This is a genomic window from Pseudenhygromyxa sp. WMMC2535, from assembly GCF_011083025.2.
Genome location: NZ_JABJWV010000001.1, coordinates 4,945,446 through 4,969,032 on the forward strand (window position 1 = coordinate 4,945,446; position 23,587 = coordinate 4,969,032).

23 protein-coding genes are annotated in these 23,587 nt (G+C 71.4%); 10 read left to right on the forward strand and 13 right to left on the reverse strand.

The genetic code is table 11. From position 1 onward, the window contains the following. Positions 1-10 precede the first annotated feature (10 nt). From G6O69_RS19350 to rpsB, 6 genes are all read right to left on the reverse strand, one after another. Positions 11-1,180: a hypothetical protein gene (locus tag G6O69_RS19350; protein ID WP_172304998.1), complete on the reverse strand. Its 1,170-nt coding sequence runs from the start codon at positions 1,178-1,180 to the stop codon at positions 11-13. 2 nt (positions 1,181-1,182) lie between these two features. Beyond that, on the reverse strand, positions 1,183-1,602 hold the full coding sequence (locus G6O69_RS19355; protein WP_172304999.1) for a hypothetical protein: 420 nt from the start codon (positions 1,600-1,602) through the stop codon (positions 1,183-1,185). After that, positions 1,595-2,152 carry a ribosome recycling factor gene (gene frr / locus G6O69_RS19360; protein WP_172305000.1) on the reverse strand — a complete coding sequence of 186 codons (558 nt, stop codon included), beginning with the start codon at positions 2,150-2,152 and terminating at the stop codon, positions 1,595-1,597. The genes G6O69_RS19355 and frr overlap by 8 nt, the downstream gene beginning before the upstream one ends. 27 nt (positions 2,153-2,179) lie before the next feature. Beyond that, entirely contained in the window at positions 2,180-2,914 is a 735-nt protein-coding gene (gene pyrH / locus G6O69_RS19365; RefSeq protein WP_172305001.1) for a UMP kinase, read from the reverse strand. 96 nt (positions 2,915-3,010) lie between these two features. Next, a complete protein-coding gene (gene tsf, locus G6O69_RS19370) occupies positions 3,011-3,670 on the reverse strand; it encodes a translation elongation factor Ts (protein WP_172305002.1) in 660 nt (219 codons plus the stop codon). Between the two features lie 45 nt (positions 3,671-3,715). Continuing rightward, positions 3,716-4,606 (reverse strand): 30S ribosomal protein S2, encoded by an 891-nt coding sequence (gene rpsB, locus G6O69_RS19375; protein ID WP_255216418.1) that lies wholly within the window; start codon positions 4,604-4,606, stop codon positions 3,716-3,718. A 320-nt stretch (positions 4,607-4,926) separates the two neighbouring features. Between rpsB and G6O69_RS19380 the strand changes: the two genes are divergently transcribed. The 4 genes from G6O69_RS19380 to G6O69_RS19390 all read left to right on the forward strand — a co-directional run bounded on the left by G6O69_RS19380 (position 4,927) and on the right by G6O69_RS19390 (position 8,774). Then, on the forward strand, positions 4,927-5,511 hold the full coding sequence (locus tag G6O69_RS19380) for a hypothetical protein (RefSeq protein WP_172305004.1): 585 nt from the start codon (positions 4,927-4,929) through the stop codon (positions 5,509-5,511). A 20-nt stretch (positions 5,512-5,531) separates the two neighbouring features. Then, positions 5,532-7,616: a hypothetical protein gene (locus G6O69_RS19385; RefSeq protein ID WP_172305005.1), complete on the forward strand. Its 2,085-nt coding sequence runs from the start codon at positions 5,532-5,534 to the stop codon at positions 7,614-7,616. Next, positions 7,606-7,731, forward strand: a complete 126-nt coding sequence (locus G6O69_RS40345; RefSeq protein ID WP_255215819.1) for a hypothetical protein — start codon at positions 7,606-7,608, stop codon at positions 7,729-7,731. The genes G6O69_RS19385 and G6O69_RS40345 overlap by 11 nt, the downstream gene beginning before the upstream one ends. A 212-nt stretch (positions 7,732-7,943) precedes the next feature. Continuing rightward, on the forward strand, positions 7,944-8,774 hold the full coding sequence (locus tag G6O69_RS19390) for an endonuclease/exonuclease/phosphatase family protein (protein ID WP_172305006.1): 831 nt from the start codon (positions 7,944-7,946) through the stop codon (positions 8,772-8,774). Positions 8,775-8,802: 28 nt separating this feature from the next. Here the strand turns inward: G6O69_RS19390 and G6O69_RS19395 are convergent, their stop codons facing one another. Continuing rightward, complete coding sequence (locus G6O69_RS19395) at positions 8,803-9,135, reverse strand: hypothetical protein (RefSeq protein WP_172305007.1); 333 nt, start codon at positions 9,133-9,135, stop codon at positions 8,803-8,805. A 287-nt stretch (positions 9,136-9,422) separates the two neighbouring features. Beyond that, a complete protein-coding gene (gene argH / locus G6O69_RS19400) occupies positions 9,423-10,733 on the reverse strand; it encodes an argininosuccinate lyase (RefSeq protein WP_172305008.1) in 1,311 nt (436 codons plus the stop codon). Positions 10,734-10,862: 129 nt separating this feature from the next. Between argH and G6O69_RS19405 the strand changes: the two genes are divergently transcribed. Continuing rightward, positions 10,863-14,192, forward strand: coding sequence for a serine/threonine-protein kinase (locus G6O69_RS19405; RefSeq protein WP_172305009.1), 3,330 nt, complete (start codon positions 10,863-10,865; stop codon positions 14,190-14,192). A 272-nt stretch (positions 14,193-14,464) separates the two neighbouring features. On the opposite strand, the gene G6O69_RS19410 is transcribed toward G6O69_RS19405, so the two are convergent. After that, on the reverse strand, positions 14,465-15,058 hold the full coding sequence (locus G6O69_RS19410) for a TetR/AcrR family transcriptional regulator (RefSeq protein WP_176396965.1): 594 nt from the start codon (positions 15,056-15,058) through the stop codon (positions 14,465-14,467). 144 nt (positions 15,059-15,202) lie between these two features. Between G6O69_RS19410 and G6O69_RS19415 the strand changes: the two genes are divergently transcribed. Further along, positions 15,203-16,444, forward strand: a complete 1,242-nt coding sequence (locus G6O69_RS19415) for a pectinacetylesterase family protein (protein ID WP_255215820.1) — start codon at positions 15,203-15,205, stop codon at positions 16,442-16,444. 27 nt (positions 16,445-16,471) lie between these two features. Here G6O69_RS19415 and G6O69_RS19420 read toward each other — a convergent pair whose 3' ends face one another. The 3 genes from G6O69_RS19420 to G6O69_RS19430 are packed head-to-tail and all read right to left on the reverse strand — an operon-like array spanning position 16,472 to position 19,321. Beyond that, positions 16,472-17,353, reverse strand: a complete 882-nt coding sequence (locus G6O69_RS19420; RefSeq protein ID WP_172305012.1) for a shikimate dehydrogenase — start codon at positions 17,351-17,353, stop codon at positions 16,472-16,474. Then, on the reverse strand, positions 17,350-19,047 hold the full coding sequence (gene xseA, locus G6O69_RS19425; RefSeq protein ID WP_172305013.1) for an exodeoxyribonuclease VII large subunit: 1,698 nt from the start codon (positions 19,045-19,047) through the stop codon (positions 17,350-17,352). The genes G6O69_RS19420 and xseA overlap by 4 nt, the downstream gene beginning before the upstream one ends. A gap of 43 nt (positions 19,048-19,090) precedes the next feature. Continuing rightward, positions 19,091-19,321 (reverse strand): hypothetical protein, encoded by a 231-nt coding sequence (locus G6O69_RS19430; RefSeq protein ID WP_172305014.1) that lies wholly within the window; start codon positions 19,319-19,321, stop codon positions 19,091-19,093. A 96-nt stretch (positions 19,322-19,417) separates the two neighbouring features. On the opposite strand from G6O69_RS19430, the gene G6O69_RS19435 reads away from it, so the two are divergent. From G6O69_RS19435 to G6O69_RS19450, 4 genes are all read left to right on the forward strand, one after another. After that, positions 19,418-20,047 (forward strand): hypothetical protein, encoded by a 630-nt coding sequence (locus tag G6O69_RS19435; RefSeq protein WP_172305015.1) that lies wholly within the window; start codon positions 19,418-19,420, stop codon positions 20,045-20,047. A 172-nt stretch (positions 20,048-20,219) separates the two neighbouring features. Further along, a complete protein-coding gene (locus G6O69_RS19440) occupies positions 20,220-20,660 on the forward strand; it encodes a hypothetical protein (RefSeq protein WP_172305016.1) in 441 nt (146 codons plus the stop codon). Between the two features lie 4 nt (positions 20,661-20,664). Then, positions 20,665-21,798, forward strand: coding sequence for a chorismate synthase (gene aroC, locus G6O69_RS19445; protein ID WP_172305017.1), 1,134 nt, complete (start codon positions 20,665-20,667; stop codon positions 21,796-21,798). Then, on the forward strand, positions 21,795-22,457 hold the full coding sequence (locus G6O69_RS19450; RefSeq protein WP_172305018.1) for a hypothetical protein: 663 nt from the start codon (positions 21,795-21,797) through the stop codon (positions 22,455-22,457). The genes aroC and G6O69_RS19450 overlap by 4 nt, the downstream gene beginning before the upstream one ends. A 181-nt stretch (positions 22,458-22,638) precedes the next feature. Here the strand turns inward: G6O69_RS19450 and G6O69_RS19455 are convergent, their stop codons facing one another. Next, entirely contained in the window at positions 22,639-23,562 is a 924-nt protein-coding gene (locus tag G6O69_RS19455; RefSeq protein WP_172305019.1) for a hypothetical protein, read from the reverse strand. Positions 23,563-23,587 lie beyond the last annotated feature (25 nt).

Here is a 23,587-nt window from a genome sequence, read left to right on the forward strand (position 1 = left end):
GCCGTGGTCGTCAATTCGGCTGGTGGTTGGGGGCGTGCTCGGCCTCGCGGGTGTCGCCGTTGGGCAGCTCGCGCGGATCGTTGAGCGCGGTCGGGGGCTGGTCGAAGGCCTTGCCGTCGGTGCGCAGCAAGGTCTCGCCGTCCTCGGCGACCTTGGTGAACTGGACGCGCAGGTCGTTGCCGCTGCTGAGGCCCTTGCCGCTGTCGAGGGTGAACATCAGGCGCTCGCGGATCATGTGCGGCTCGCCGGCGTCGGCCCACAAAAAGAGCGTGCCCTGGACCTGGCCGGTGCGCAGCGTCTCGTCGCTGCTGCGCTTGTAGATCTTGCCGGCGTACTCGAGCTGCGCGCGCACGCCGTCCTCGCTGTCCTCGAGCTTCGCCAGCTTCCAGGTCAGCTCGCGGGTGACGACGGTGCCGGCCTGGCGCAGGCGGCAGGCGTCCTTCCAGGTCGCGCCCTCGCCCACGGCCTCGGCCGGCAGGCGGATGCAGAACATGCGGTGGACCTCGGCGAGCGCCTGGCCGGCCTCGCCCGCGGCGGCGATGGCCTCGGCCTCGCCCGAGATCTGCGTCTGGGTCAGGCGCAGGCCGCTGGCGTCGATGCGGTGGCTGGTGCTCAGGCCCGCGACCTCGCGCTCTTCTTTTTCGAGGCCGGCGCCGGCGGGCGGCTCGGCCTCGTAGTTGCGGTAGCTGTGGGTGAGCAGGCAGCTGCGCCCGGGACCTTCGCCCGCGCACTTGCCGAGGCTGAGCTCCTCCTCGCGGGCGAAGCCGGTGGGCTTCTCGATCAGCGGGAGGTGGACCATGCCGATGGTCGTGATCCGATAGCGGGCGCCCTCGTCGAGGGCGAGGCGCAGCTCGGCGCGGCGCTCCTCGGCGCCGGCGTTGATCAGCTTGGCGGGGCCATCGCGGGCGGGGATCGGGACGCCCCCGGCGTCGCGGGTGAACCCGTCGGCGTCCGCGCTGGGAGCCTGGCCGGGATCCTCGGGCTGCTCGCCGGCCTCGGCCTGGCCTGCGACGCTCTGGCCGCCTGCCTCGGCGTCTCGCCCGGCGCTGGGGCCGTCCGCGTCGTCGGCCGCGGCCATCTTGGCGAGGTTGGAGGCCTCGTCCTCTTTGTTGCACGCGCCGAGGCTCGCGCTCAGGAGCAGCGCGGGCAGGACCCAGGCGAGGGGGGAGGGCACGCGCACGCTCAGCCGCCTCCAGAGATGCACACGCCGGACACGCAGGTCTCGCCCTCGGCGCAGCTCTCGTCGCTCTCGCAGAGGACCCCGCAGATGCCCGACTCGCTGTCCTCGTCGACGGCGATGCACTCTTGGGGCGCCGAGCAGACGTCGTCCCCGATCGGGCAGATGCTCGCGCAGTAGCCGTTGAAGCACACGGGCGCGTCGGTGGAGCAGTCCTCGTCCTGCTCGCCGCCGCAGGGCTGCTGGCACAGCCCGTCGGCGCAGACCTCTCCGTCGCCGCACTCGCTGGTCTGGCTGCAGTCGTAGCGGAAGGCCGGCGCCCCGCCGGACTCGAGGAAGCAGCCGCTGATGCTGAGCCCGAGGCCGAGGAGCAGACCCGCGCCGGGCAGAAGCTGGCGCGCCGGAGCGTGACCGTGGTCAGTCATCCATGATCTCCGCTTCTTTCTTCTTCACGGCCTCGTCGACGGTGGCGACGAACTTGTTGGTCAGGTCCTGGACCTTCTCGAGCCCGCGCTTGAGCTGGTCCTCGGAGATGTCCTTGTCCTTCTCGGCCTCCTTGAGGAGGTCGTTGGCGTCGCGGCGACCCTGGCGGATGGCGATCTTGGTGTCCTCGGCGAGGTCCTTGACCTGCTTGACCAGGTTGCGGCGGCGCTCCTCGGTGAGCGGGGGGATCGGCACGCGGATGATCACGCCGTCGGAGCTCGGGTTGAGGCCCAGGTCGGCGTTGAGGATCGCCTTCTCGATCGAGCCGATGCTGTTGGCGTCGAAGGGCTTGACGATCAGCAGGCGGGCGTCGGCGGTCGAGACCGTGGCGACCTGGTTGAGGTTCATCTGCGCGCCGTAGGCCTCCACGCGGACCCCGTCGAGGAGGGCCGGGTTGGCCCGACCCGCGCGCACGCGGGCGAGCTCCTGGGCGAGGCGCTGGGAGGCCTTGTCCATGGCGTCTTGAGCCAGTTCGAGAGCGTCGTCGATCATGTTCGTTCCTGGGGGTTGGGGGCTGCGTCAGCGGGGACGCTCGAAGTTGGGAGGCGCGACCAGGGTGCCGAGGGGTTCGCCGCAGACGACCTGGCGCACGCTGCCGGGGCCGAGCATATCAAAGACGATGATCGGCAGGTCGTTGTCCTTGCACAGCGAGATCGCCGTGCTGTCCATGACGTGCAGGCCCTTGGCGAGGACGTCGAGGTAGCTCAGGCGCTCGTAGCGGACCGCGTCGTCATGGAGCAGGGGATCCTTGTCGTAGACCCCGTCCACACGGGTGGCCTTGAGCAGGACCTCGGAGCCGACCTCCATGGCGCGCAGGGCCGCGGCGGTGTCGGTGGTGAAGTAGGGGTTGCCGGTCCCGGCCGCGAAGATGACCACGCGCCCCTTCTCGAGGTGACGGGTGGCCCGGCGGCGGATGTAGGGCTCGGCGACCTCTTTCATCTCGATGGCCGAGAGCACCCGGGTGTAGACGCCGATGCGCTCGAGGGCGTCCTGCATGGCGATCGCGTTCATGACCGTGGCCAGCATGCCCATGTAGTCGGCGCTCGAGCGGTCCATGCCCTTGGCCGAGGCCTTGAGGCCACGAAAGATGTTGCCGCCGCCGATGACCAGGGCGGTCTCCACGCCCAGCTCGATCAGGGCTTTGACCTCGCCGGCGATGTTCGCGAGGACCTCGGGATCGATGCCGTAGCCCTGGCTGCCTTGCAGGGCCTCGCCGGAGAGCTTGAGGGTGACTCGCTTGAACTTCGGGGTCATGGGACTGCTCGGCTCGACTCGGCTGGGAGGTTGGTAGGGGGAAGGGACGCTGAAAAAGGGGCAAAAAAAAGCGGGGCCGAAGCCCCGCTGTCTGGCTCAGCCGCCAGAGGCGGCGACCTGGGCCGCGACCTCGGCCGCGAAGTCCTCTTGCTTCTTCTCGAGGCCCTCACCGAGCTCGTAGCGGACGAAGCGGCGGATCTTGATGTTCTCCCCGATGGTGGAGATCTGCTCCTTGAGCACGTCCTCGACGCTCTTCTTGTCGTCCTTGACGTACTTCTGCTCGAGCAGCACGTTCTCCGAGTAGAACTTGTTGACCTGACCCTCGACGATCTTGTCGACGATCTTCTCGGGCTTGCCCTCGTTGAGGGCCTTCTCGCGCAGGATGTCGCGCTCGCGCTCGACGGCGGCCTGGTCCATGCCCTCGCGGTCGACGGACTGGGGGTTCATGGCCGCGATCTGGAGGGCGATCTCGTGGCAGAAGTCGAGGAAGCCCTCGGTCTTGGCCACGAAGTCGGTCTCACAGTTGACCTCGAGCAGGACGCCGACGCGCCCGCTGTGGATGTAGCTGACGACCGCGCCCTCGGTCGCGATGCGGCCGGCCTTCTTGGCGGCCTTCGACAGGCCCTTCTTGCGCAGGTACTCGACGGCCTTTTCCATGTCGCCGTCGGTCTCCTTGAGCGCGTTCTTACAGTCGAGCATGCCCGCTTGCGTGCGCTCGCGGAGCTCCTTGACCATCGCTGCAGTGACTTTCGCCATGATGATTGCTCTTTTGTATCTACGTGGCTGAGGTTGCGCTGAGGATCAGCTGGGGGCCGTCGAGGGGTCGGCGGCGGTCTTCTCTTCGGCCTCGGGCGTCGCCGCGGCCTCGGGGGTGGGCAGCTGGGTGCGGCGCGAGACGAGCTCGACCTTGGGGCCGTCGCCGCCAGTGGTCACGCGGATCGGCGCGGGGGTCGACTCGACGTCGGCATCGGCGACGGCGCGCTGCTTGCCCAGGCGGGAGCCCTCGGCGGCGGCGTCGGCGATCTTGCTGGTGATCAGCTTGATCGAGCGGATCGCGTCGTCGTTGCCGGGGATGATGTACTGGATCTTGGCCGGGTCGGCGTTGGTGTCGGCCAGGGCGATGACCGGGATCTGGAGGCGGTTGGCCTCGGCGACCGCGATGTACTCCTTGGCCGGGTCGATCACGAACACGGCGCCGGGGAGCTTGGGCATGTCCTTGATGCCGCCGAGGTTGCGCTCCAGCTTGGCGCGGCTGCGCTCGAGCTGCAGGACCTCTTTCTTGGTCAGCTTCTCGTAGGTGCCGTCCTCGGACATCTTCTCGATGTTGCGCAGCTTGTCGACCGACTGGCGGATGGTCTTCCAGTTGGTCAGCGTGCCGCCGAGCCAGCGGGTGACGACGAAGAACTGGTTACAGCGAGAGGCCTCGCTGATCAGCACGTCCTGGGCCTGGCGCTTGGTGCCGACGAAGAGGATCGGCTGACCCTCGGCGGCGACGGAGCGCACGTAGGCGTAGGTGCGGCGCAGCAGCTTGGCGGTCTGCTGGAGGTCGATGATGTGGACGCCGTTGCGCGCACCGAAGATGTACTGCTTCATCTTCGGGTTCCAGCGCTCGGTGCGGTGACCGAAGTGCACGCCGCACTCGAGCAGCTGACGGATCGTGATGATCCGCTGGGCCTCGTCCATCATTCCCATGCCGGGATCGGCGGTGGTCTCGTTCTCGCTCATTCTTTTTGTTCCTTGCGTTGGGCCTCTGCCCCTTTCGTCGAGGTCGCCCACCGCTGCGTCGGATGCTCCGCGAGCGGCACGCTGGCTTCCCCTCCAGGGGCATGGGGGTTGAAATGGCGGCGGTAGGTACCACGCGCCCAGGACATCGTCCAGCTGCGCGGGTCTGTGTCTAGGCTGCCTCGTTTGCGTGAGGGCTACCACGCCGAATTGCGCGCGAGAAGGGGGCGCGCGGGGGCCTCGCCGGTGCCCTCGGCGGCGGCCTCTGCTACCGTGCGGGCGTCGAATCCATGGCTGCTCCCTCGACCCTGCTCCCTCGCGCGCGCCGCTTCGCTGGCTCGATCTCATGTGTGCTCACCGTGGCCCTCGTCAGCTCGGGCTGCGCGGCCTTTGGAGACTCGGGCATGGGCTCGGGCTTCAGGGCCCCGGGCGCGATGACGCGAGCCAACGTGGATCTCTCACGCCCGGAGCTCCAGCAGTTCGCCGTGGCCAACACGATGACCGATCTCGAGCGTGACGTTCGCATCGAGACCGGCGGCGAGGTCGAGCACGAGAAGGTGACGCCGGCGTTGTTTTGGACGGGGATCATCGTCGGCACGGTGGCGGCCGCGGGCGCCATCGGCTTTGGCGTGGGCGGCTACGTGACCCGGGGGCAGCTCCAAGACGGCTACGAGACCAGCATGACGGAGGCCGAGCGCGACACTCTCGTCACCCGAGGCGAGCGCTTCAACACCCTCGCCGCGACCGGGGCCGCCCTGGCGGTCATCGGCTACGCCCTGGCGATCGTCACCTACGCCGTCGACTGGAACCGCTGCGGGCCGCTCGTCCGCAAGCACGAGAAGCGCAACGCCAGGCGCGGCTGCGACGCGCTCTGAGGGCCCCGGGGCCCTGCTCCTTGTCCTCCGAGCCAAACTCGCCCGAGCCGAGCGCGAGCCCGTGGGCCTGGCCGAGCTCCGCGCGCGGGCGGCTGCTCGGCGTCCTGGCGGTGATCGCCGCCGCCCACCTGCCGCTGCTGGGCTTTGGCCTGGTCTACGACGACAGCTGGACGCTGCGCAGCAACGGCTTTCTGCGCCCGGGGCACTTCGAGCCGGCGCTGCTGTTCTCGGCCGAGGCCCTGGCGCGTCACATCCCCGACGCCTTTCGGCCGACCTCGGTGTTCGTCGACATGCTCAGCTTGCGGCTGTTCGGGCTCGCGGCCTGGGCCCACCACGCGCTCTCGGTGGCCCTGCACGTGGGCGTGTGCGCGCTGCTGGCCCGGCTGCTGCGTCGCCTGGGGGCCCCGGAGACGCTGAGCCTGGGCGCCACGGCCTGCTTTGGGCTGCTGGGGATCCACGCCGAGGCCGTGGCCGTGATCTCCTACCGCGAGGATCTGCTGGCGGCGCTGCTCGGCATGGCGGCGATGCTCGCCGGGCTGCGCGTCGCCGAGGCCCGCGGCCTCGCCCGGGCTGGCTGGGCGGCGGCGGCGGTGTTGGGCATGGCGCTCGCCTGCGCGGCCAAGCTCTCGGCCGCGCCGCTGGTCGCCGTGTTTGGGCTGCTGGCCTGGGCGCAGCCGTGGCCGTGTCCGGCGCTGAAGCGGCGCGCGGGCGTGGCCGTGGCCCTCGTCGCCCTGGGTCTGGGCGTGGCCGCGGCCGTGGCCCAGACGGCCGCGGTCCACGGCGGCCTGAGCCCCTACGGCGTCGAGAACCCGCGGGTGCTGGCGGCTCGGATCGGCCTCGGCCCGGTGCTGGCCGCGTCGACGCAGATCCACGTCGGCTACCTCGGGCAGATCTTCCTGCCTCTGGGCCTGTCGCCGGAGTACAGCGATCGCGGGGCCGCGTGGACGGATCCCGAGACGGTCCTGGCCGCGGGCTTGCTCGCGCTGATCTTCGTCGCCGCGGCCTGGGCCTGCGCGCGTCGGGATCGGGGCGCGCCGGGGCGCCTCGGCCTGGCCTGCGCCGCGCTGGCGTGGATGCTGCTGTGCGTCCCGACGAGCAATCTCGTGGGCTTGCCCAACATGCGGGCAGATCGCTTCATGTACCTGGCGAGCGCGCCGCTGTGCGTGGCGCTCGCGGGGATCTGCCTGCACCTCGGCCAGCGCTGGTCGGCCAAGATGGCGGTGGAGATCTCGGGTGCGGGAGGGGCCGAGCCAGATGGAAAGGCGGAGACGCTCGGGGTGGCCGCCCTGGGACCGTGGCTGCCGCTGCTGCTCTTCGTGCTGGTGCAGGGCTCTCTCGGCCTGGCCGCCACGCGGACATATGTGAGCAACACCACTCTTTGGCGCGTAGCCCTGCGCCGCGCCCCGGACTCGGCCCGTGCCCACGCGCTCATGGGCCTCCAGCGCCTGGCCACCGGGCGTCAGGCGGACGGCCTGGCCCCCGGAGTCGAGGAGGTGGCGGCCCGCGACTGCGCGCGCGCTCGGGAGCTGGATCCGCGCTACGAGCTGCCCTGGATCTGCCTGGCCGAGCTCGCCGTCGCCCGGGAAGACTGGGGCGCGGCCTTCGAGGCCCACCAGCGTGCGGTGTCCGTGAGCGTGGATCGCAACGATCGCTCCATCGCGGCCATGGCCCAGCTGGCCCTGGATCTCCCAGGCGAGTGGCTCCAGGTGCACCCCGAGCTCGGCGAGGATCGCCGGGCGCTCGCGGGATCTCTGCTCTCTCGCGGCCTGCGCGCTTACCCCTACTCGCCCGAGCTCCACGCAGCCGCCGCGCGGGTCCACCAGCGCATCGGAGAGCCCGAGCAGGCCCTGGTCCTGGTTCGACGTGCAAGGTCTCTGCGACCCGACCGTTGGGAGACCATCGCCCAGGGGGTGGAACTCGCCCTCGATCTCGGCGATGCTGCCGCGGCTCACCAGACCTGGTGGGTCGAGCACGAGGTGCTCGAGCGCGCCGACCCCACGACGCGCGCTCGACTCGCTCGCCGCCTGGCCCGGGCCCGGCAAAGCCCGGACTTTTCTCTGTTACACTCGCTTCTCAGCCCCGGAGTCTTCCCAGATGACCCGTAAAACTTTCACTGCCTTCCTCGTCATCGCAACGCTCGCCATCGCCATCGGCGGTATGGCCTGTGGAGACACCCTCGAGGAGCTCGACAACATCGACGAGACCTACGGCGCCACCTGAGGCGTCTCGGATCCCCGCCTGTCTCGGCCTGTCTCGGCCCGGCTGATCCCCTCTTCGGGATGGGTCTTCGGGATGGGGCTTCGGGATGGGGCCGGCCGTGGCCGGTAGAGTCCCGATGAGACAGGCCAGGGCGACGGCGCACGGGCGCGCGAGGTCTTGCAGGCCGCAAAAGGCGGCTCATAGTGTGGGCCTGGCAGCGAGCCGAGGCCTCCGTGGACGAAACTCGAGATCAGCGTGGGCAAAAGCGGGCCCTGCGGACCGCGCTAGCGACCCGCCGAAGTCAGCGCTGGGAGGTCCCGCACCCGGCGGAGCTCACGGCGCGCCACGGCGAGGCCCCGGCCGCGCAGCTGTGCCCCAAGACCCTGCGCGTGCTGGTCTGGAACGTGTTCAAGGGCAAGCGGCGCAGCTTCGGCCCGCGCTTTGGCGAGCTCGCCCGTGACCGCGACCTGATCTTGGCTCAGGAGCTCGTCTTCGAGGACAGCACCCGGGCGCTGCTCGACGCCTACGAAGGTGAGTGGGCCACGGCGACCAGCTTTCGCTACGCGCGTCGCGGGGGCGTGGGCACCGGCCTCGGCACGGCGGCGCGGGCGTCTTCGCTGCGCGTCCGGGCGCTCCAGACCCTGGGCCGCGAGCCGTTCACGCGCACCCCCAAGCTCGCGCTCTTCACCGAATATCGCCTCGGGCCGAGCCCCGACAAGACCCTGCTCGTGGCCAACGTCCACGCGATCAACTTCGCGGGCTTCGAGAATTTCCGCGATCAGCTGCGGCGGATCGAGGCGGCCGTGGGCGAGCACCGCGGCCCGGTGCTGCTCGCCGGTGACTTCAACACCTGGACGACGCGCCGCCTGCGTCGACTCGAGGAGCTGACCCGCGGCCTGGACCTCGCGCCCGTCGAGTTCGCCGACGATCGCCGGACCACCCCTTTGGACCACGCCTTCGTGCGCGAGCTCGACGTGCTCGACGGTCGGGTGCACCACGGTCGCGCCTCGGACCACGCCGCGCTGAGCTTCGAGCTGGGCGCCGAGCACCTGCTGGGAGAGTGATCGCCGAGCTGGCTGCGGGCGTGGGCTGTCAGCGCTTGGCGCTGGGGTAGGGCACGGTCGCGCGGGTGCTGCGTGTCGCCGGTGCGACGGGCGAGTCTTCGTCGGCCTCGGCCTGGAGCTCGTGCTGCTCGATGTACTCGATGTGATCGACGAACTCGACGGGGATCGTGCACAGCAGCAGGTCGCGCTGGCGCTCGCGGACGCACAGCTCGCACTTGGCGTTGAGCACGACCTCGATGTCGTCGTGGACGTTGGCCTTGAAGATCGTCATGACGCCCGCGCGGACGACCACCGTTGGCAGGGGGCCGCTGGGCGAGTGGACGCGGGGGCGGGGGATTGGGCTGGGCGAGTGGCTGGGCATGGCTCGGGAGGCGGCGAGGCGCACTCTTGGTGGTGCGCCTCACTCGCGATCCCGTCACGCAACTCAAAAAACGTCGATATCGAGCGCCCACGGCTCGTCGGGCTGCAAATCTGCCGTGGGGCGAAAGTCCCCGGCCTGGGCGCTGGCGCGGGAGTTGTTCGCGGGTCTGTGACAGACCAACCTCCATGTCAGCGATCGGCCAGCCGGCGCGTCGGTGACAGGTCAACCAGCGCGTCAGTGACAGACCAATCGCTACGCCGACGAGCGGCGGACCAGGTGGAGTTGGTTCAGCGGTAGCGGCTGGCGCGTCGTCGGGCGCTGGCCTCGACGTCGAGGCACTCGAGCAAGCTGTGGGGCAGGCCCGCGGCGTCGAGGTCGGCGGTCTCGAGGTCGACGAGGCGCTTGCCCTTGGCACGCTGACCCGCGACCAGGGCGCCGATCTTGCGGTAGGCCTGGCGGAAGGGGACCCCGCCGGCGACGAGGGCCTCGGTCAGGTCGGTGGCCACGGCGTCGCCGCGCTCGAGCACCGCGATGCAGCCGGCCTGATCGAGGCGCAGGTGCTGGATGCCGAGGGCGACCATGCGCAGGCAGTCGACGGTCCCGTCGACGCTGGCGAAGAGCACCTGCTTGTCCTGCTGGAGGTCGCGGTGGTAGCCGGTGCCGAGGCCCTGGAAGGTGGCCATCAGCGCGTTGAGCTCGCCCAGGCGCAGGGCCGCCTGGCCGCGGACGAGCTCGAAGAGGTCGGGGTTGCGCTTGTGGGGCATCATCGACGAGCCGCAGGCCACGGCGCCGCCGAGCTTGGCGAGGCCGTCGGCGCTGAGCTCGACGACGTCGGCGCAGAAGCGGCCGAGGTGCTGACTGATGCGCGCGCAGGCGAAGGCGAGGGTCAGCGCGTGATCCCGGGAGCCCACGGCGTCGAGGGGGTTTTGCGGCGGGCTGGTGAAGCCGAGCTCGCGGGCGGCGACCCAGGGATCGATGGGCAAGGTGTTGCCGGCGATCGCCCCCGCGCCCAGGGGAGACTCGGCGATCTCCTCCTCGACCACGGCGAGCAGCCGGCGGTCGCGGGCCATGGGCGAGCGCAAGGCGGCGCCGATCCACAGCCGGGCGAGCACGGGGATCGCAACCTGGCGGTGGGTGTAGGCCGGCATCGCGAGCTCGCCTTGCTCGGCGATCCAGTCCTCGCAGACGACATCGAGGCGCTCGAGGGCCTCGAGCAGGCGGCCGATGGCTTCGCGGACCCACAGCTTGAGATCCGTGGCCACCTGATCGTTGCGGCTGCGCCCGGTGTGCAGCTTGTCGGCGAGCTCGCCGACGGTGGCCCGCAGCCAGACCTCGACGGCCATGTGGACGTCCTCCTCGAGGGGGAGCTCGACCTCGTTGCGGGCGACGCGGCCGGGCAGGCTGCGCAGGGCGGCCTGGAGCGTGTCGCCCTCTTCGCGGGTCAGCAGCCCGCCGGCGACCAGGCCCTCGACGTGGGCGACGCTGCCGGCGACGTCGACCGCGAGCAGGCGGCGATCGACGGGCAGCGAGGTCTGCCAGGCCAGGAAGTCGGGGTCGAGGGCGCCGCCAGTGGCTTCGGTGCGGGCGATGGAGCTCATGAACCCGAACCTATCAGCCTGTAGTGAAAGCCACCACGGTCACACACCGAGACCGCGGAGGGGGTTTTGCTTGCGCAGATCGCTCGTGGGACGGGGGGGGCGAATCCTTGATAGCGTACGAATCCGCTCATGCCGTCGAGTGCTGATCCATCGTCCGACTCGAGAGCCGAAGCGTCCGATCTCGAGGACACCCTCTCCCCCACGCCGGGCTTCGAGGAGGCGATGGAGGCGACCATCGCGGGAGATGACACCTGGGGTGGTGAGGACGAGGAGCTCGAGGACGATGAGTTCGAGGACGAGGCGCTCGAGGACGAGGCGCAGAGGGTCGCGCGCGGGCCGGCGCGCCTGGGTCGCTACGTCTTGCTGAGCAAGCTCGGCGAAGGGGGCATGGGGGTGGTCCACGCGGCCTACGATCCCAAGCTCGAGCGCAAGGTGGCGGTGAAGCTGCTGCGGGTGGAGTCGGACCTCCGCGGGCGGCGTCGGCTGGAGCGGGAGGCGCAGGCGCAGGCGCGCCTGGCTCACCCGAACGTGGTGCGGGTCTACGAGATCGGCGAGTACGAGGGCCGGGTGTTCATCGTCATGGAGTTCGTGGCGGGGCAGACCCTGGCGGGCTGGCTGCGGGGCGCCAAGCGGGGCTGGCGGGAGATCGTGGGGGTGTTCGAGGCCGCGGGGCGCGGGCTGGCGGCGGCTCACGCCGAGGGCCTGGTCCACCGCGACTTCAAGCCCGAGAACGTGATGCTGGCCGAGGACGGGCGGGTGCTGGTCATGGACTTCGGCGTCGCCCGGGCGGATCGACCGGCGACCATGAGCGAGGGAGAGCTCGCCGGCGAGAGCGAGGAGGCGCAGCCGGGGCCCTCGGGGCTGACGGCCACGGGCGCGCTGCTGGGCACGCCGGCCTACATGGCTCCGGAGCAGTTCGACGCGCGGGGGGTCGACGCGCGCTCGGATCAGTTCAGCTTCTGCGTCTCGCTGTGGGAGGCGCTCTATGGCCGGCGGCCCTTCTCGGGGACGAGCTTCACCGAGCTGTGCTGGGCCGTCAGCTCCGGCAAGCTCGAGCCGCCGCCGCCCAGCGACGTCCCCAGCTGGTTGCGCGAGGTCGTCGAGCGCGGGCTGGCGGTGTCCCCCAAGCGGCGCTGGCCGTCGATGGACGCGCTGCTCGAGGCCCTGGGCGAGGACCCCTCGCGGCGCCGCCGGCGGTGGCTGATGCTGGGCGGCCTGGTCGCGCTGGTCGCCGCGGTGCCCGTGGGCGTGCGGGTGAACGCGGCGCGGGAGCAGGCGGCGACGGAGCAGCTCTGCGGCGCGGAGGCGGGGGCGCTGGACGAGCGCTGGAACGAGGCGACCCGAGAGGCGCTGGGCCAGCGCTTCGCCGCGGCCAAGCCTGGCTTTGGCGCCGAGGCCTGGGCGCATACGAGCGGCTGGATGGACGCCTTCGCGGAGGACTGGGCGGCCGCGCGCGCGCGCAGCTGCGCGGAGGCCCTGACGGGGCGCACGCAGGCACAGGCGGCCCGCCACGCGGCGATCGACGCCTGCCTGGACGAGCGCAGGGCGTCCTTCGAGGGGCTGCTCGCCGCCTGGGAGCGCCTCGACGGCGAGACCCTGGCCCTGGCGACCTCGGCCGCGGCCTCGCTACCCTCGCCCACGCGCTGCCTGGAGGACCCCTCGGAGGGCGCCGCGGCGAGCGAGGTTGGATCCTGGGCGCTCCCCGATCCCGAGCAGGCGGCGCTGCGTCAGCAGCTCGAGCGCGGCTGGGCGCTGGACTTCGCCGGCAGGTACGAGGCCGGCCTCGAGCTGGCCACGACGCTCGCCGAGCGGGCCGCGGCCACCGGCGAGCGTGGACTCGAGGCCGAGGCCGCGCTCTTGGTCGCTCGCTTTCACGGGCGCCTCGGAGACTACGAGGCCGCCGTCGACGCGGGCGAGCGGGCCTACCTGGCGGCGGTCGCCGACGGCGGCTCGGTCATCGCCCTGCGCGTGGTCAACGAGCTCGCCGCCGTCGAGGGTCGAGACCTGTCGCGGATCGAGCGGGGGCTCTATTGGGGCGAGCTCGGCCGCATGTACATCGAGCGCTTCGGCCTCGAGGGCTCGGTCCACGAGGCCGAGCTGCTCGCCAGCTTGGGCGGCGTGTACATGCGCGCGAGCAACTACGAGGCGATGCGCGAGGCCTACGCCCGGGCGCTGGCCATCGACGAGGCGGCGCTGGGCGAGGTCAGCCTCGAGACAGCGGACATGCGCGACGCCCTCGGCACGGCGCTGCGCTCACTGGGGCGCTACGATGAGGCACTCGAGAGCGCGATCGCGGCCAAGCAGGTGCGCGAGCAGCTGCTCGGCCGCTCGCACCCCGAGGTCGCGGACTCGCTGTACAACATCGGGCTGATCTACTCGGCCGAGGAGCGCCACGATGAGGCCCTCGCGGCCTTCGACGAGAGCCTCGCCGGGCTCGAGCGCACCCTCGGCCCCGCGCATCCACGCGTCGCCAAGCTGCTCAACGCCCAGGCCAAGGTGCTCGCGGGCAAGGGGGATCTCGAGGCCGCGGGCGCCGCCCTCGAGCGCGCCTTGGCCATCGACGAGGCGAGCTTGGGCGAGGACCACCCCGATCTCGCGGGCTCGCTCAACAACATCGGCAACATTCACGGCGCCCTGGGAGAGTACGAGGAGGCCCTCGCCGCCTACCACCGGGCGCTGAAGATCTGGGAGGCGAGCCTCGAGCCCGGGCACGTCCACCTGGCCATCGCGCACAACAACATCGCGGTGGTCCTGCACGCGCAGGGACACTACGAGGCGTCTCTGCGCGCCTACGAGCGGGCCCTCGCGTTGCGCGAGGCCAACTTGGGCGAGGAGCACCTCGAGGTCGGATCGACCCTGCACAACATGGCCCTGGTGCTCGGTGAGCTCGGTCGATACGAGGAGGCCATCGCGGCGGCGGAGCGCTCGCGCGAGATCTTCGAGGCGAGCTTGGGCCCGGAGCACTTCCGACTGATCTGGAGCTTCGAGGCCATCGCCAATTTCTTGCGCGAGCAGGGCGAGGACGAGCGGGCCCTGGAGACGCTTCGACGAGCGCAGCGCTTGTGCGCGACCGTCCCCGAGCAGTGCGCCGAGCGGATGGTGGAGGTCCACCGGAGCTTGGGCGAGCTGCTGCTCGAGCGAGGGGAGCTCGAGCAGGCCGAGGCCGCGCTCGCGCCGGTGGTCGAGGCGCTCGCGTCGACGGACGCGCGGGTCGAGGCCGAGGGGCGCGTGAAGGCCTACTTCGTCCTCGCCAAGCTCGCCGACGCGCAGGGCGAGGACGAAGCGCGCGCGCGAAACTGGGCCGCGGCCGAGGAGGCCGCGCGCGCGCTCGAAGACGAGAGCTCGGGCTCGCTCGTCGAGGACTCGCTGCACGCCGAGCACGCCGAGCACGCCGAGCAGATTGCAGCTTGGGGTCGCGCGCGAGGGTTGCGAGCGCCGGCCGCTCGTGGCGCGAGGTGATCCCCGCAGCCCTGGGCGGGCGCGTCGGGCTGGCTCGCCGTCGTCGACGAGGGCCCGCGCGGCAACGCGAGGCCGATGCCGCCTGCGCCCTGGTCGCCTCGCGCGGGACGGGGTCGAGGGCGGGCGCTGACACTCGGCGATGAATCAATCGATTGGTGGGTCTCGAACTCGTGAGCCTCGATTCGCTCACTTCGATCCGTGACTCCCATTCACGCGAACGCGTGGTCTCGAGCAGTCGATCATTCGCGCTCGAGACATTGCTCGAGGACGATTCAGCGTGGCAGGATACCCGCGAGCAATAGCTCGTGGGCGCGCTTGATCCTCTGCTGGCGCATGTTGGATTGATCGTTGCCGATCACCACGACCGAGAGCATCGCGAGCATGATCAGCACGTCGGTCGGGGACAGGTCGCTGCGCACCTCCCCAGCAGCCTTCGCGGCGCGCAGCGGCCCACGCAGCAGGTTCCTGGTCCGGCGCTCGAGCACGCGGAGGTCGGGGTTTTCGCTGGCCAGCAGCGAGGGGAAGAGCGCGTGGCTCTCGAGCTGTTGCTCGACGACGGCCGAGAGCAGGACCATGAAGGCCCCAGGCTCTCCGCTGTGCTCCTTGGCGAGGGTCTCGAGGAACATGATGTTGTCCTCGAAGATCGCGGTCGCCAGGCTCGAGCGATCGGGGAAGTTGCGGTAGAGGGTCGCCCGGCCCACGCCGGCCTCGCTGGCGATCGCGCTCAAGGGTGCTTCGTAGCCCGAGGCCGCGAACACCTTTCGCGCAGCTTGGATAATTCGCTCGCGGTTTTCCTGGGCGTCGCGTCGGCGCGCCGTCGGTGTCTTGGTCGACCCGGCCACCCCTGCATGATAGCGCCAGGTCATCGATCGGTCCTTGGCGGGCGGGTCGAATCACCGAGTTGAGGGGCGGCAAAAAAAAAAGATGCGCGAAACGCACTTTTTAAATGGACATCCATGTCCACTTCAAATAGGGTGGAAACCATGAGAGCGATACGTTGGATGGTGCCGATGGCGCTCGCCGTCGCGGGTTGTGATTCAGACGCAGATTTCAGCGACTCTTCGGAGGAGACAGCAGGAGAGACGGCGTCCGGAGAGACGGAGTCCGAAGACACGGGTGAGAGTACCGACACTGGCGCAGATACGGGCGCGCAGACCGAAGACAGCGAGACCACGGGTCAGAGCGAGCCCGTCTGTGGAGATGGGGTCGTCGACGCGGGGGAGGCCTGTGACGACGGCAACGACGACGACTTCGATGGTTGCTTGTCGGACTGCAGCGCGGTCGAGCTGCTGGCACCGCCTGCGCTCGAGTGGACCTACTTCGAGATCCCGGGGACCCAGTGCATGAACGGCTCCACGGCAGGCTTCGCGGTCAACTACAACCCCGACTCGCCCGACGTGATGATCTACCTGGAGGGGGGCGGGGCGTGCTTCAGCGACGGCTGCGACTTCATGTCCTTCAACATCCCCTATATCCCGCCCTCCGACGGGATCTTCTCGCGCAGCAACGCCGCCAGCCCGGTCAAGGACTGGACGATGATCTACGTGCCCTACTGCACGGGGGACATCCACGCTGGCGACGCCGAGGCCGAGCTCGGCGGGCAGCTGCGCCAGTTCCGGGGCTACAGCAACATCGGGACCTTCCTTCAGCAGTGGGTGCCGAGCTTCCCGGCCGAGCGGGTGCTGCTCACGGGGATCAGCGCCGGCGGCTTTGGGGCCGCGCTCAACTCCACGCAGGTCGCCGACGCCTACGGTGCGGGCGTCGACATCACGGTGATCGACGACTCGGGCCCGCCGCTGAGCGACGAGGTGATCCCGCCTTGCCTCCAGACGCTCTTTCGTGACACCTGGAACCTCGACGGCACGGTCCTGGCCGAGTGCGCGAGCTGTGACCCCAACGACTTTGCGACGGGCTTCCTCGAGCACGCGCTGAGCAACTATCCGGACATGAAGTTTGGCGTGTTCTCGAACACCTCCGACGCGATCATCAGCGCCTACATGGGGGCGGGCTGGGGCAACGGGCAGTGGAACAACTGCGGGGGCCTGTCGACCTCGGTGCCGGCGCTGACCTACGCCGAGGATCTGCTGTCGATCCGCGCGCTCAACGAAGACCGGATGTCGACCTTCTACCCGGTGGGGATCGGGCACACGGTCCTGCGCGTGGGCTACAACATCACCTCGGTCGGGGGCACCTCCGTGCCCGAGTGGATCGGCCAGGTCATCGACGGAGACATCGTCCACGTCGGGCCGTGAGCACCCGCGCTCGCGCAGCTGTCTCGCTCAGCTGTACAGGGCCGTGCGCATGGCGGCGATCGCCGCCTGCGAGGGGCGCTCGCCGAGCCACAGCTCGAGGGCGGCGACGCCCTGCCACAGCAACATCGGGAGGCCGTCTTGGACGCGCAGGCCGTGGGCGGCGGCGCGATCCAGGAGGCCCTCGGGGCGCCGGGGGTAGACGATGTCGACGACGCGCGCGCGCGGGTCGAGGCCGCCGAGCTCGAGCGGGGCCGGGAAGTCCTCGGGCCCGCCGGCGAGGCCGACGATGGTGGTGTTGACGAGCAGCTGACCGCTCAGCTCGCGGAGCTCGGACCAGGCGCAGGGCTGGACTCGGGTCGCGGCGTCGGGGATGTCGGCGAGCCCGGGGAGCTGCGCGGGGATCCGCTCGGGGCGGCGGCTGACCCAGCGCAGTCGGAGCCGGGGGAAGCGGGTCAGCAGCGCGTCGACGATGGCCAGCGAGGCTCCGCCGGCGCCGAGCACCGTGGCGCTGGCCCGCTCGCCGAGGGCGTCGAGTTCGCCGAGATCACCGAGCTCGGCGAGGGCGTCGAGGAAGCCGCGGCCGTCGGTGTTGTGCCCGCACAGCCGGCCGTCGACGACGCGCAGGGTGTTCACGGCGCCGATGCGCGCGGCCGCGGGCGAGCGCGCGTCGCAAAGCGCGAGCGCGGCCTGCTTGTGGGGGAGCGTGAGGTTGACGCCGCCGAAGCCGAGGGCCGCGACGCCGCGCATGGCCGCGGCCAGGGCCGGCGCGGGGACGTGGAAGGGCAGGTAGCGGTGGGGCAGGCCGAGCACGGCGAAGGCGGCCTGGTGCATGACCGGCGAGCGCGAGTGGGCGATGGGATCGCCGAACACCCCAAAGCAGCGCGGCAGCAGTTTTGGGGAGGCGCTCACTCGTCTTTTGTCCCCTCGTCTAGGAGCCCGTGGTGGAACCCAGCGCGGCTCCTCGCGCCGGGGTTTTCGTCGGGGGCGCGAAGCCAAAACGCCGCTGTACCGGGCGTACCGCAAGTTTTGGCGACAACGCCATCGGCGGAAGGACCAAGCGAGGTGTCGTGTTGGGTTTCACCACGGGCTCCTAGCTGGGGGGTGGGGGGGAGAGTGGGGGCGGGATCGGCTCCGTGCGTGGCCTCGACGCTGACCTCGAGGGCGCCGCGGGCGAGGCGAAGCGCCAGGCGATCCCCGCGCTCGACCTCGGCCGCGTCGCGGATCACCCGGCCCTCGTCGTCGCGGACCAGGGCGTAGCCGCGGCCGAGCACCGAGAGCGGAGAGAGGGCGTCGAGCTTGCCGGCGGCCCGGGCCAGGCGCGGGCGGAGCTCGGCCGTGAGCGCGCGGCCGGATCGGAGCAGGCGCCGCTCGAGGGCGCGGAGCTCGGCGCGCTCTTCTCCCAGGCGCGCGCGCGGATCGTTGGCCCGCAGGCGCTCGGCGAGGGCTCGGTGGCGGGCGCGTTGGCTGCGAAGCTGGGCCCGGAGGCTGCGCTCGAGGCGGGCCGAGGCCACGCGCAGGTGCTCGCGCTCGCGGCGGACCAGGGCCTGACCCCAGCGCTCGAGGCGGCTGCTGTTGCCGTGCAGCCGGGCGCCGAGGTCGACGGTGTGGCGCTCGATCCCGCGGACCAGGCGGCGCTCGTGGCTGGCCAGGCGCTCGCGCAGGGCTTCGCGGTCGGGGACCACGAGCTCGGCCGCTTGCGAGGGGGTGGCGGCCCGGCGATCCGCGACGAGATCGCAGATCGAGACGTCGACCTCGTGGCCGACGGCGGACACGACGGGCAGCGGACACTCGGCCACGGCCCGGGCCAGGCCCTCGTGGTTGAAGGCCCACAGATCTTCGAGCGAGCCGCCGCCGCGGCCGATGATGATCACGTCGACGGCGTCCTCGCCCTCGACGGCGGCCAGGCGGCGCAGGGCGGCCATGAGCTCGAGGGGCGCGTCGGGGCCCTGGACCTTGGCGGGGGAGAGCAGCACCGGCGTGGGCATGCGCCGGCGCATGACCTGGAGGATGTCGTGGATGGCCGCGCCCGTCGGGCTGGTGACCACGCCCACGCGGCGCGGCCAGGGCGGGAGCGGGCGCTTGCGGGCGGCGGCGAACAGGCCCTCGTCGGCCAGGCGGCGCTTGAGCTGCTCGAGCTGCAAGGTGCGCTCACCCACGCCCCCGGCGGGCTCGGCCCGGTCGGCGTAGAGCTGAAAGCGGCCCTGATTGAGGTAGATGCCCAGGCGGCCAAAGACCCGCAGGCGCTGGCCGTCCTCGAGGCGAAAGCGCAGGCGGCGGACACTGGTCGCCCACATCGCCGTGGACAGGGCCGCGCCGCCGCCTTCGAGGGTGAAGTAGGCGTGGCCGCTGCGCGGGAGCGAGAGGTTGGAGACCTCACCCTCGACCCACAGCGCCGGCAGGGCGCGCTCGAGGGTGCGGTGGGCCAGGCTCACGACCTCGTGGACGCCGTGGATCCGCGGCCCGGGGCGCCCGCGGGGGTGCTGCTGCTGTTGGGGAGGTGCGTCCTGCGGCCCGGGGCCCGGGCGCTCGTGCGCCGGATCTACGCCGCCGCGGCCGCCCGGGGCGGGCGGGGGCTTGCCAAATGGGATGCCGCGGCGGGCCACGGCGAGGGTTGTAACACCGCCGCGGGCGGAAGGTGAGCGGCGCTCAGGGATCTCCTGCCGTGGCCACGGCCTCGCCCAGCTCGGTGAGGCGGCGCTCGAGGGCCTCGACCCGGGCGGCGAACTCGCGCACGACCTCGTCGAGGAGATCGTGGTTGCGGCGGTCGTAGCTCGCCTGGATCTCGAGCTCGGTCACCCGGGCCTCGAGGGCGTCCACGCGCTCGCGCAAGGCGGCAGGGTCCTCGGGATCGATGGTCGGGGGCGCGGCCGGGCTCATGGTCCTGGAGCATGCCAGAGCGCGGCCTTTCCTGGCACCAGCGCCCTTTTGCGGTTTTTTTGCTGACCCGGCGGCCTTCGTGTCCCACTGCGAGCCGTGAACCGCCGCGCCGCTTCGCTCCTCACCCTCGCCCTCAGCTTGGCGCTCGGTGGCTGTGACTTCTTCCAGGAGCTCGAGAGCCTACCCGGGGCCGAGGAGACGGACACGGGGGACGACGACGACACCGACGGTGACGACGACGACACGAGCGACGACGACGACGAGGCGTGCACCGTCCTGGACGACTACTGCGCGGATCAGGACTCGCTGTGGACCTGCGACTACGACTCCGGCGAGCTCGTGAACTACGACTGCGCCTCGGTCTGCGGGACCTCCCTCAACGTGACCTGCACGCCCACCGAGAGCTTTCAGCATGCCTGCTGGTGCACGACCCCGGGCAGCTACAAGAACAAGAGCTGCAGCGAGCTCGAGGCCTGTCTGACCAATTGTGGAGACCCGGCCACTGACTGCGCCGCGGCCTGCTTCGCGTCGACCACCGCCCAGACGGCGCGGCTCTTTGGCTCGCTCTACTCCTGCGCGGATCTGGCCTGCGACGCGATCTGTGCCAGCTCCCCCGACGACTGCGGCAGCTGCCTGGTGGCGGCCCGGGCCGGGCTGTGGGGAGACTGCGGCGTCGAGCGCTCGGTCTGCGACGCCGACGCGACCGACGAGCCCAGCTGGCCGTGACGGTCGCGGCCAGCGCTGAGCTGGCTGCACGACGGGTCGCAGGACTGGGCGCAGGGTCGCGCTGGCGTGGCTGCGCCGGGGTCGCGGGTCCTGCGTGGGCGTGGGTGGGGGCGTAAGCGGGAGCGTAGGCGGGGCGGCGGCGGCCCTGGCCTCGGGTATCATCCCGCGACTCATGGCCTCCCTCTCGATCGCCCGGGCGCCGCGCCTGTTGCAAGGACCTCTGGTCGCGGCCTTGGCGTTGGTCGCGACCGTGACCGCGTCGGCCTGCGCCGACGAGGACAGCCCGCACGCCGAGCTCGTGTGGGAGATCTGCGACCACGGCCAGCGCTTCGTCGACGGCGAGTGCATGGGCCCCGCCACCCTCGCCACCTGGGGCTCGGCCATCGACGGCTGCGCGTCGATGATCAGCGAGGATGCCGGCTCGCGCTGGCGCCTGCCCACGCCCGCGGAGCTCGAGTACTTCGTGCGCGCCGACCCCGAGGTGGACTCGGCGCGGCGCTGGTCCAACGCCCGGGACGAGGAAGACGACGAGCCGCTGGCGGTGGACCACGGCGGCTATCCCCGCGGCCAGGTCCCTGGCAAGCGCCTGCGCTACCGCTGCGTGAAAGACTGAGGACGTGGCAGGCAACGGCTTTGGCGAGCGCTTTCGCGTGACCACCTTCGGCGAGTCCCACGGCGGAGGGCTCGGGGTGGTGATCGACGGCTGCCCCGCGGGGCACCCCTTCCCGCACGCGGCGATCGCCGCCCAGCTCGCCCGCCGGCGCCCCGGCCAGAGCGAGCTGACCACCCAGCGCCGCGAGGCCGACGAGATCGAGCTGCTCGCGGGCGTCGAGCCCGAGTCACAGCGGACCTTGGGCACGCCGATCGCCATGCTCGTCCGCAACCGCGACCATCGCAGCGGGCACTACGGCGACCTCGCCGAGCTCTACCGCCCCTCCCACGCCGACTACACCTACGACGCGCGCTTCGGCCTGCGGGCGGTGGGCGGCGGGGGTCGGGCCTCGGCGCGCGAGACCGTGGCCCGGGTCGCCGCGGGGGCCCTGGCCGAGGACCTGCTCGCGGCCTGCTTTGGCGTCGAGATCGTCGCCTGGGTCGAGCAGATCGACGCGCTGCGCTGCCCGGCGATGGACGAGGCCAGCATCGATCGCGCGCGGGTCGATCGCTCGCCCACGCGCTGCCCGGATCCGGCGGTCGCCGAGCAGATGGACGCGGGGATCCGCGAGGCTCGCAAGCAAGGTGACAGCCTGGGTGGGGTGGTTCGCTGCGTGATCCGTAACGTGCCCCCGGGCCTCGGCGAACCGGTCTTCGACAAGCTCAGCGCCGCCCTGGCTGGGGCGATGATGAGCCTGCCGGCCAGCCGCGCCTTCGAGATCGGCGAGGGCTTCGCGGCGGTGACCATGCGCGGCTCGACACACAACGACCCCTTCTTCATGGCCGAGGATCGCGTGCGCACGCGGACCAACCACAGCGGGGGGATCCAAGGTGGGCTCAGCAACGGCGAGGCGATCCGCCTGGCCGTGGCCTTCAAGCCGGTGGCGACGATCTTCAAGCCGCAAGAGACGGTGACCCGCGACGGCCGCTCGGTGACATTCGTGCCTCGCAAGGGTCGCCACGATCCCTGCGTGCTGCCTCGCGCCGTGCCCATGGTCGAGGCCATGGCGGCCCTCGTGGTCATGGACCACGCGCTGCGTCGGCTGGGCGCGCGCGTCGGAGATCTGGTGGCCGCCGCGCCAGGAGACGAGCGCGGATGAGCGGCCCCCGGGGACGGCTGCAGCTGGTCGCGGCGCCGGAGGATCGTGCGCGCGAGGCCGGCGGCGAGGCGGGGGGCCCCATCGACGCCGAGCTCGTCCACGGGCCGGGCCCCGCGGGCAGGCGCTTTGCGGCGCACGCGCCAGCTTCCCCGGGCACGGTCCCCCTCGAGCTCGCCCGGCAGCTTCGCCCTGGTGAACCCGTCATCTGGTGGAACCACAAGGCCGAGATCAGCTGGTGGCCGGTGGTCTGGGTCGGCCTGGCCAGCTTGGTCGTCCTCGGCCTGGCCACGCTCTTCGCCCCCGAGATGTGGCGGGCGCCGCTGAGCGAGCAGTGGAAGACCCTGGCCCCCGTGCTGGCGCCGGCGCTGCTCCTGGGCGGCCGCGAGTGGCTCAGCCGCCGCGCCGTGCTGGTCACCGATAATTCGGTGGTCGTCCTCGATCACCGCGGACGCCCGCAGCGGCTGGCTTTTCGCAACGTCCGCCGGGTCCGCCGAGACCTGCTGACCGGCGGGATCTTGCTCGAGGGCGCCGAGGTCAAGCTGCGCCTCCCTCCCCAGCTGGCCGAGGACGCCCGCGAGGCCATCGCGAGCCAGACCCAGCACGCGATCCGTGGTCAGGGCGAGGGCCCCGACGATCCCCTGGGCTGGCTCCCCTGGTGAGCCGCGGCCAGCTCCGGGCGCGCGCCATTTTTGCCGCGTCCGAGCCGTGAACGCGTCCAACGTTGCACCGGCGCCGCGGTCCGTCTGGGCGTAGCTTGTCAGAGGAGCAAAGGCTCCGCTGTCCATCCTCTGGGCCCCACGCGGCGATGGTGTTGCGTGGGGTGCTTTTTTGGATCGGCTCCTAGAAGCGCAGGGTCCACGAGAGGCTGACCTGCCGCCCTTTGTGGCGACCCAGGCGGACCTCGTCGACGGTGAGCATGACCCCGCCGACCAGGGTCGTCACCGCGCCCACGCCGATCGCCACGAAGCCGGGGACGGTGCTCTCGTAGAGCGAGGGGCAGTCGGCAGCGTCGTCGATGGGGTCGAGCTTCTTGGGGCACTTGCCGTCGAAGCTCAGGGCGACGCCACCGCCGACGATCGCGCCGATGCCGACGACGGTCAGGCCAATCTCCGCCCAGCGCGGCATCATGCGCTGGTAGGGCGGAGGGGGCGGCGGCGGCTCGTCGCTGGGCAGGCCGGCCAGGGGGAATTCGATGACCTCCACGTCGTTCGCGCGGTCCAGCTCGAGGGTGTGGCGCTCGGGCGGGAGCGAGCCATCGGCGGAAATCACGCGGACTCGGTAGCTGCCCAGGAAGAGCGAGGCGTCGGTGTCCGCGGGGCGCTCGTCGATGGCGACTTCACAGGGCAGGGCGCAGACCACCTGGAGCTCGGCGCGGCCCTCGGCCTCGAGGGCGGCCAGGCGCTCGTCGTGGAACTCGACGAGGGTCGGGCCAAAGCGCTCGACGGGCATGGGCTGGCCCTGGCTGGCGCGGATGGCCTCGTCCATGACCACGGCCGCCTGCGCGTCGTCTGCGACGAGCAGGGCCCGGGCGAGGTTGAGCATCGAGAGCTGGACGATCTCCTGGGCCTCGGCGTCGTCGCTGAGCTCGGCCTCGAAGTCACCGAGTTGCTCGAGGGCCTCGGCGAGCATCGCGTAGTTGCTCTCGGGGTCACGGTTGACCTCGATGTTGGCCTCCTCGACGCGGGTGAGGGCCTCCTGGTAACCCGGTGATTGCTCCACGGGAGCGAAGAGCAGCAGCCCGGAGAGCGCGGTGGCGGCGAGCACGGCGGGGACCATACCAAGATTTGCG

Bases quoted from the DNA above. Each gene is read 5' to 3' on its own strand.
- G6O69_RS19355 (WP_172304999.1), bottom strand. From the start codon at position 1,602: ATGACTGACCACGGTCACGCTCCGGCGCGCCAGCTTCTGCCCGGCGCG.
- frr (WP_172305000.1), bottom strand. From the start codon at position 2,152: ATGATCGACGACGCTCTCGAACTGGCTCAAGACGCCATGGACAAGGCC.
- pyrH (WP_172305001.1), bottom strand. From the start codon at position 2,914: ATGACCCCGAAGTTCAAGCGAGTCACCCTCAAGCTCTCCGGCGAGGCC.
- tsf (WP_172305002.1), bottom strand. From the start codon at position 3,670: ATGGCGAAAGTCACTGCAGCGATGGTCAAGGAGCTCCGCGAGCGCACG.
- rpsB (WP_255216418.1), bottom strand. From the start codon at position 4,606: ATGGGAATGATGGACGAGGCCCAGCGGATCATCACGATCCGTCAGCTG.
- G6O69_RS19380 (WP_172305004.1), top strand. From the start codon at position 4,927: ATGGCTGCTCCCTCGACCCTGCTCCCTCGCGCGCGCCGCTTCGCTGGC.
- G6O69_RS40345 (WP_255215819.1), top strand. From the start codon at position 7,606: ATGACCCGTAAAACTTTCACTGCCTTCCTCGTCATCGCAACGCTCGCC.
- G6O69_RS19395 (WP_172305007.1), bottom strand. From the start codon at position 9,135: ATGCCCAGCCACTCGCCCAGCCCAATCCCCCGCCCCCGCGTCCACTCG.
- argH (WP_172305008.1), bottom strand. From the start codon at position 10,733: ATGAGCTCCATCGCCCGCACCGAAGCCACTGGCGGCGCCCTCGACCCC.
- G6O69_RS19405 (WP_172305009.1), top strand. From the start codon at position 10,863: ATGCCGTCGAGTGCTGATCCATCGTCCGACTCGAGAGCCGAAGCGTCC.
- G6O69_RS19410 (WP_176396965.1), bottom strand. From the start codon at position 15,058: ATGACCTGGCGCTATCATGCAGGGGTGGCCGGGTCGACCAAGACACCG.
- G6O69_RS19415 (WP_255215820.1), top strand. From the start codon at position 15,203: ATGGCGCTCGCCGTCGCGGGTTGTGATTCAGACGCAGATTTCAGCGAC.
- G6O69_RS19430 (WP_172305014.1), bottom strand. From the start codon at position 19,321: ATGAGCCCGGCCGCGCCCCCGACCATCGATCCCGAGGACCCTGCCGCC.
- G6O69_RS19440 (WP_172305016.1), top strand. From the start codon at position 20,220: ATGGCCTCCCTCTCGATCGCCCGGGCGCCGCGCCTGTTGCAAGGACCT.
- G6O69_RS19450 (WP_172305018.1), top strand. From the start codon at position 21,795: ATGAGCGGCCCCCGGGGACGGCTGCAGCTGGTCGCGGCGCCGGAGGAT.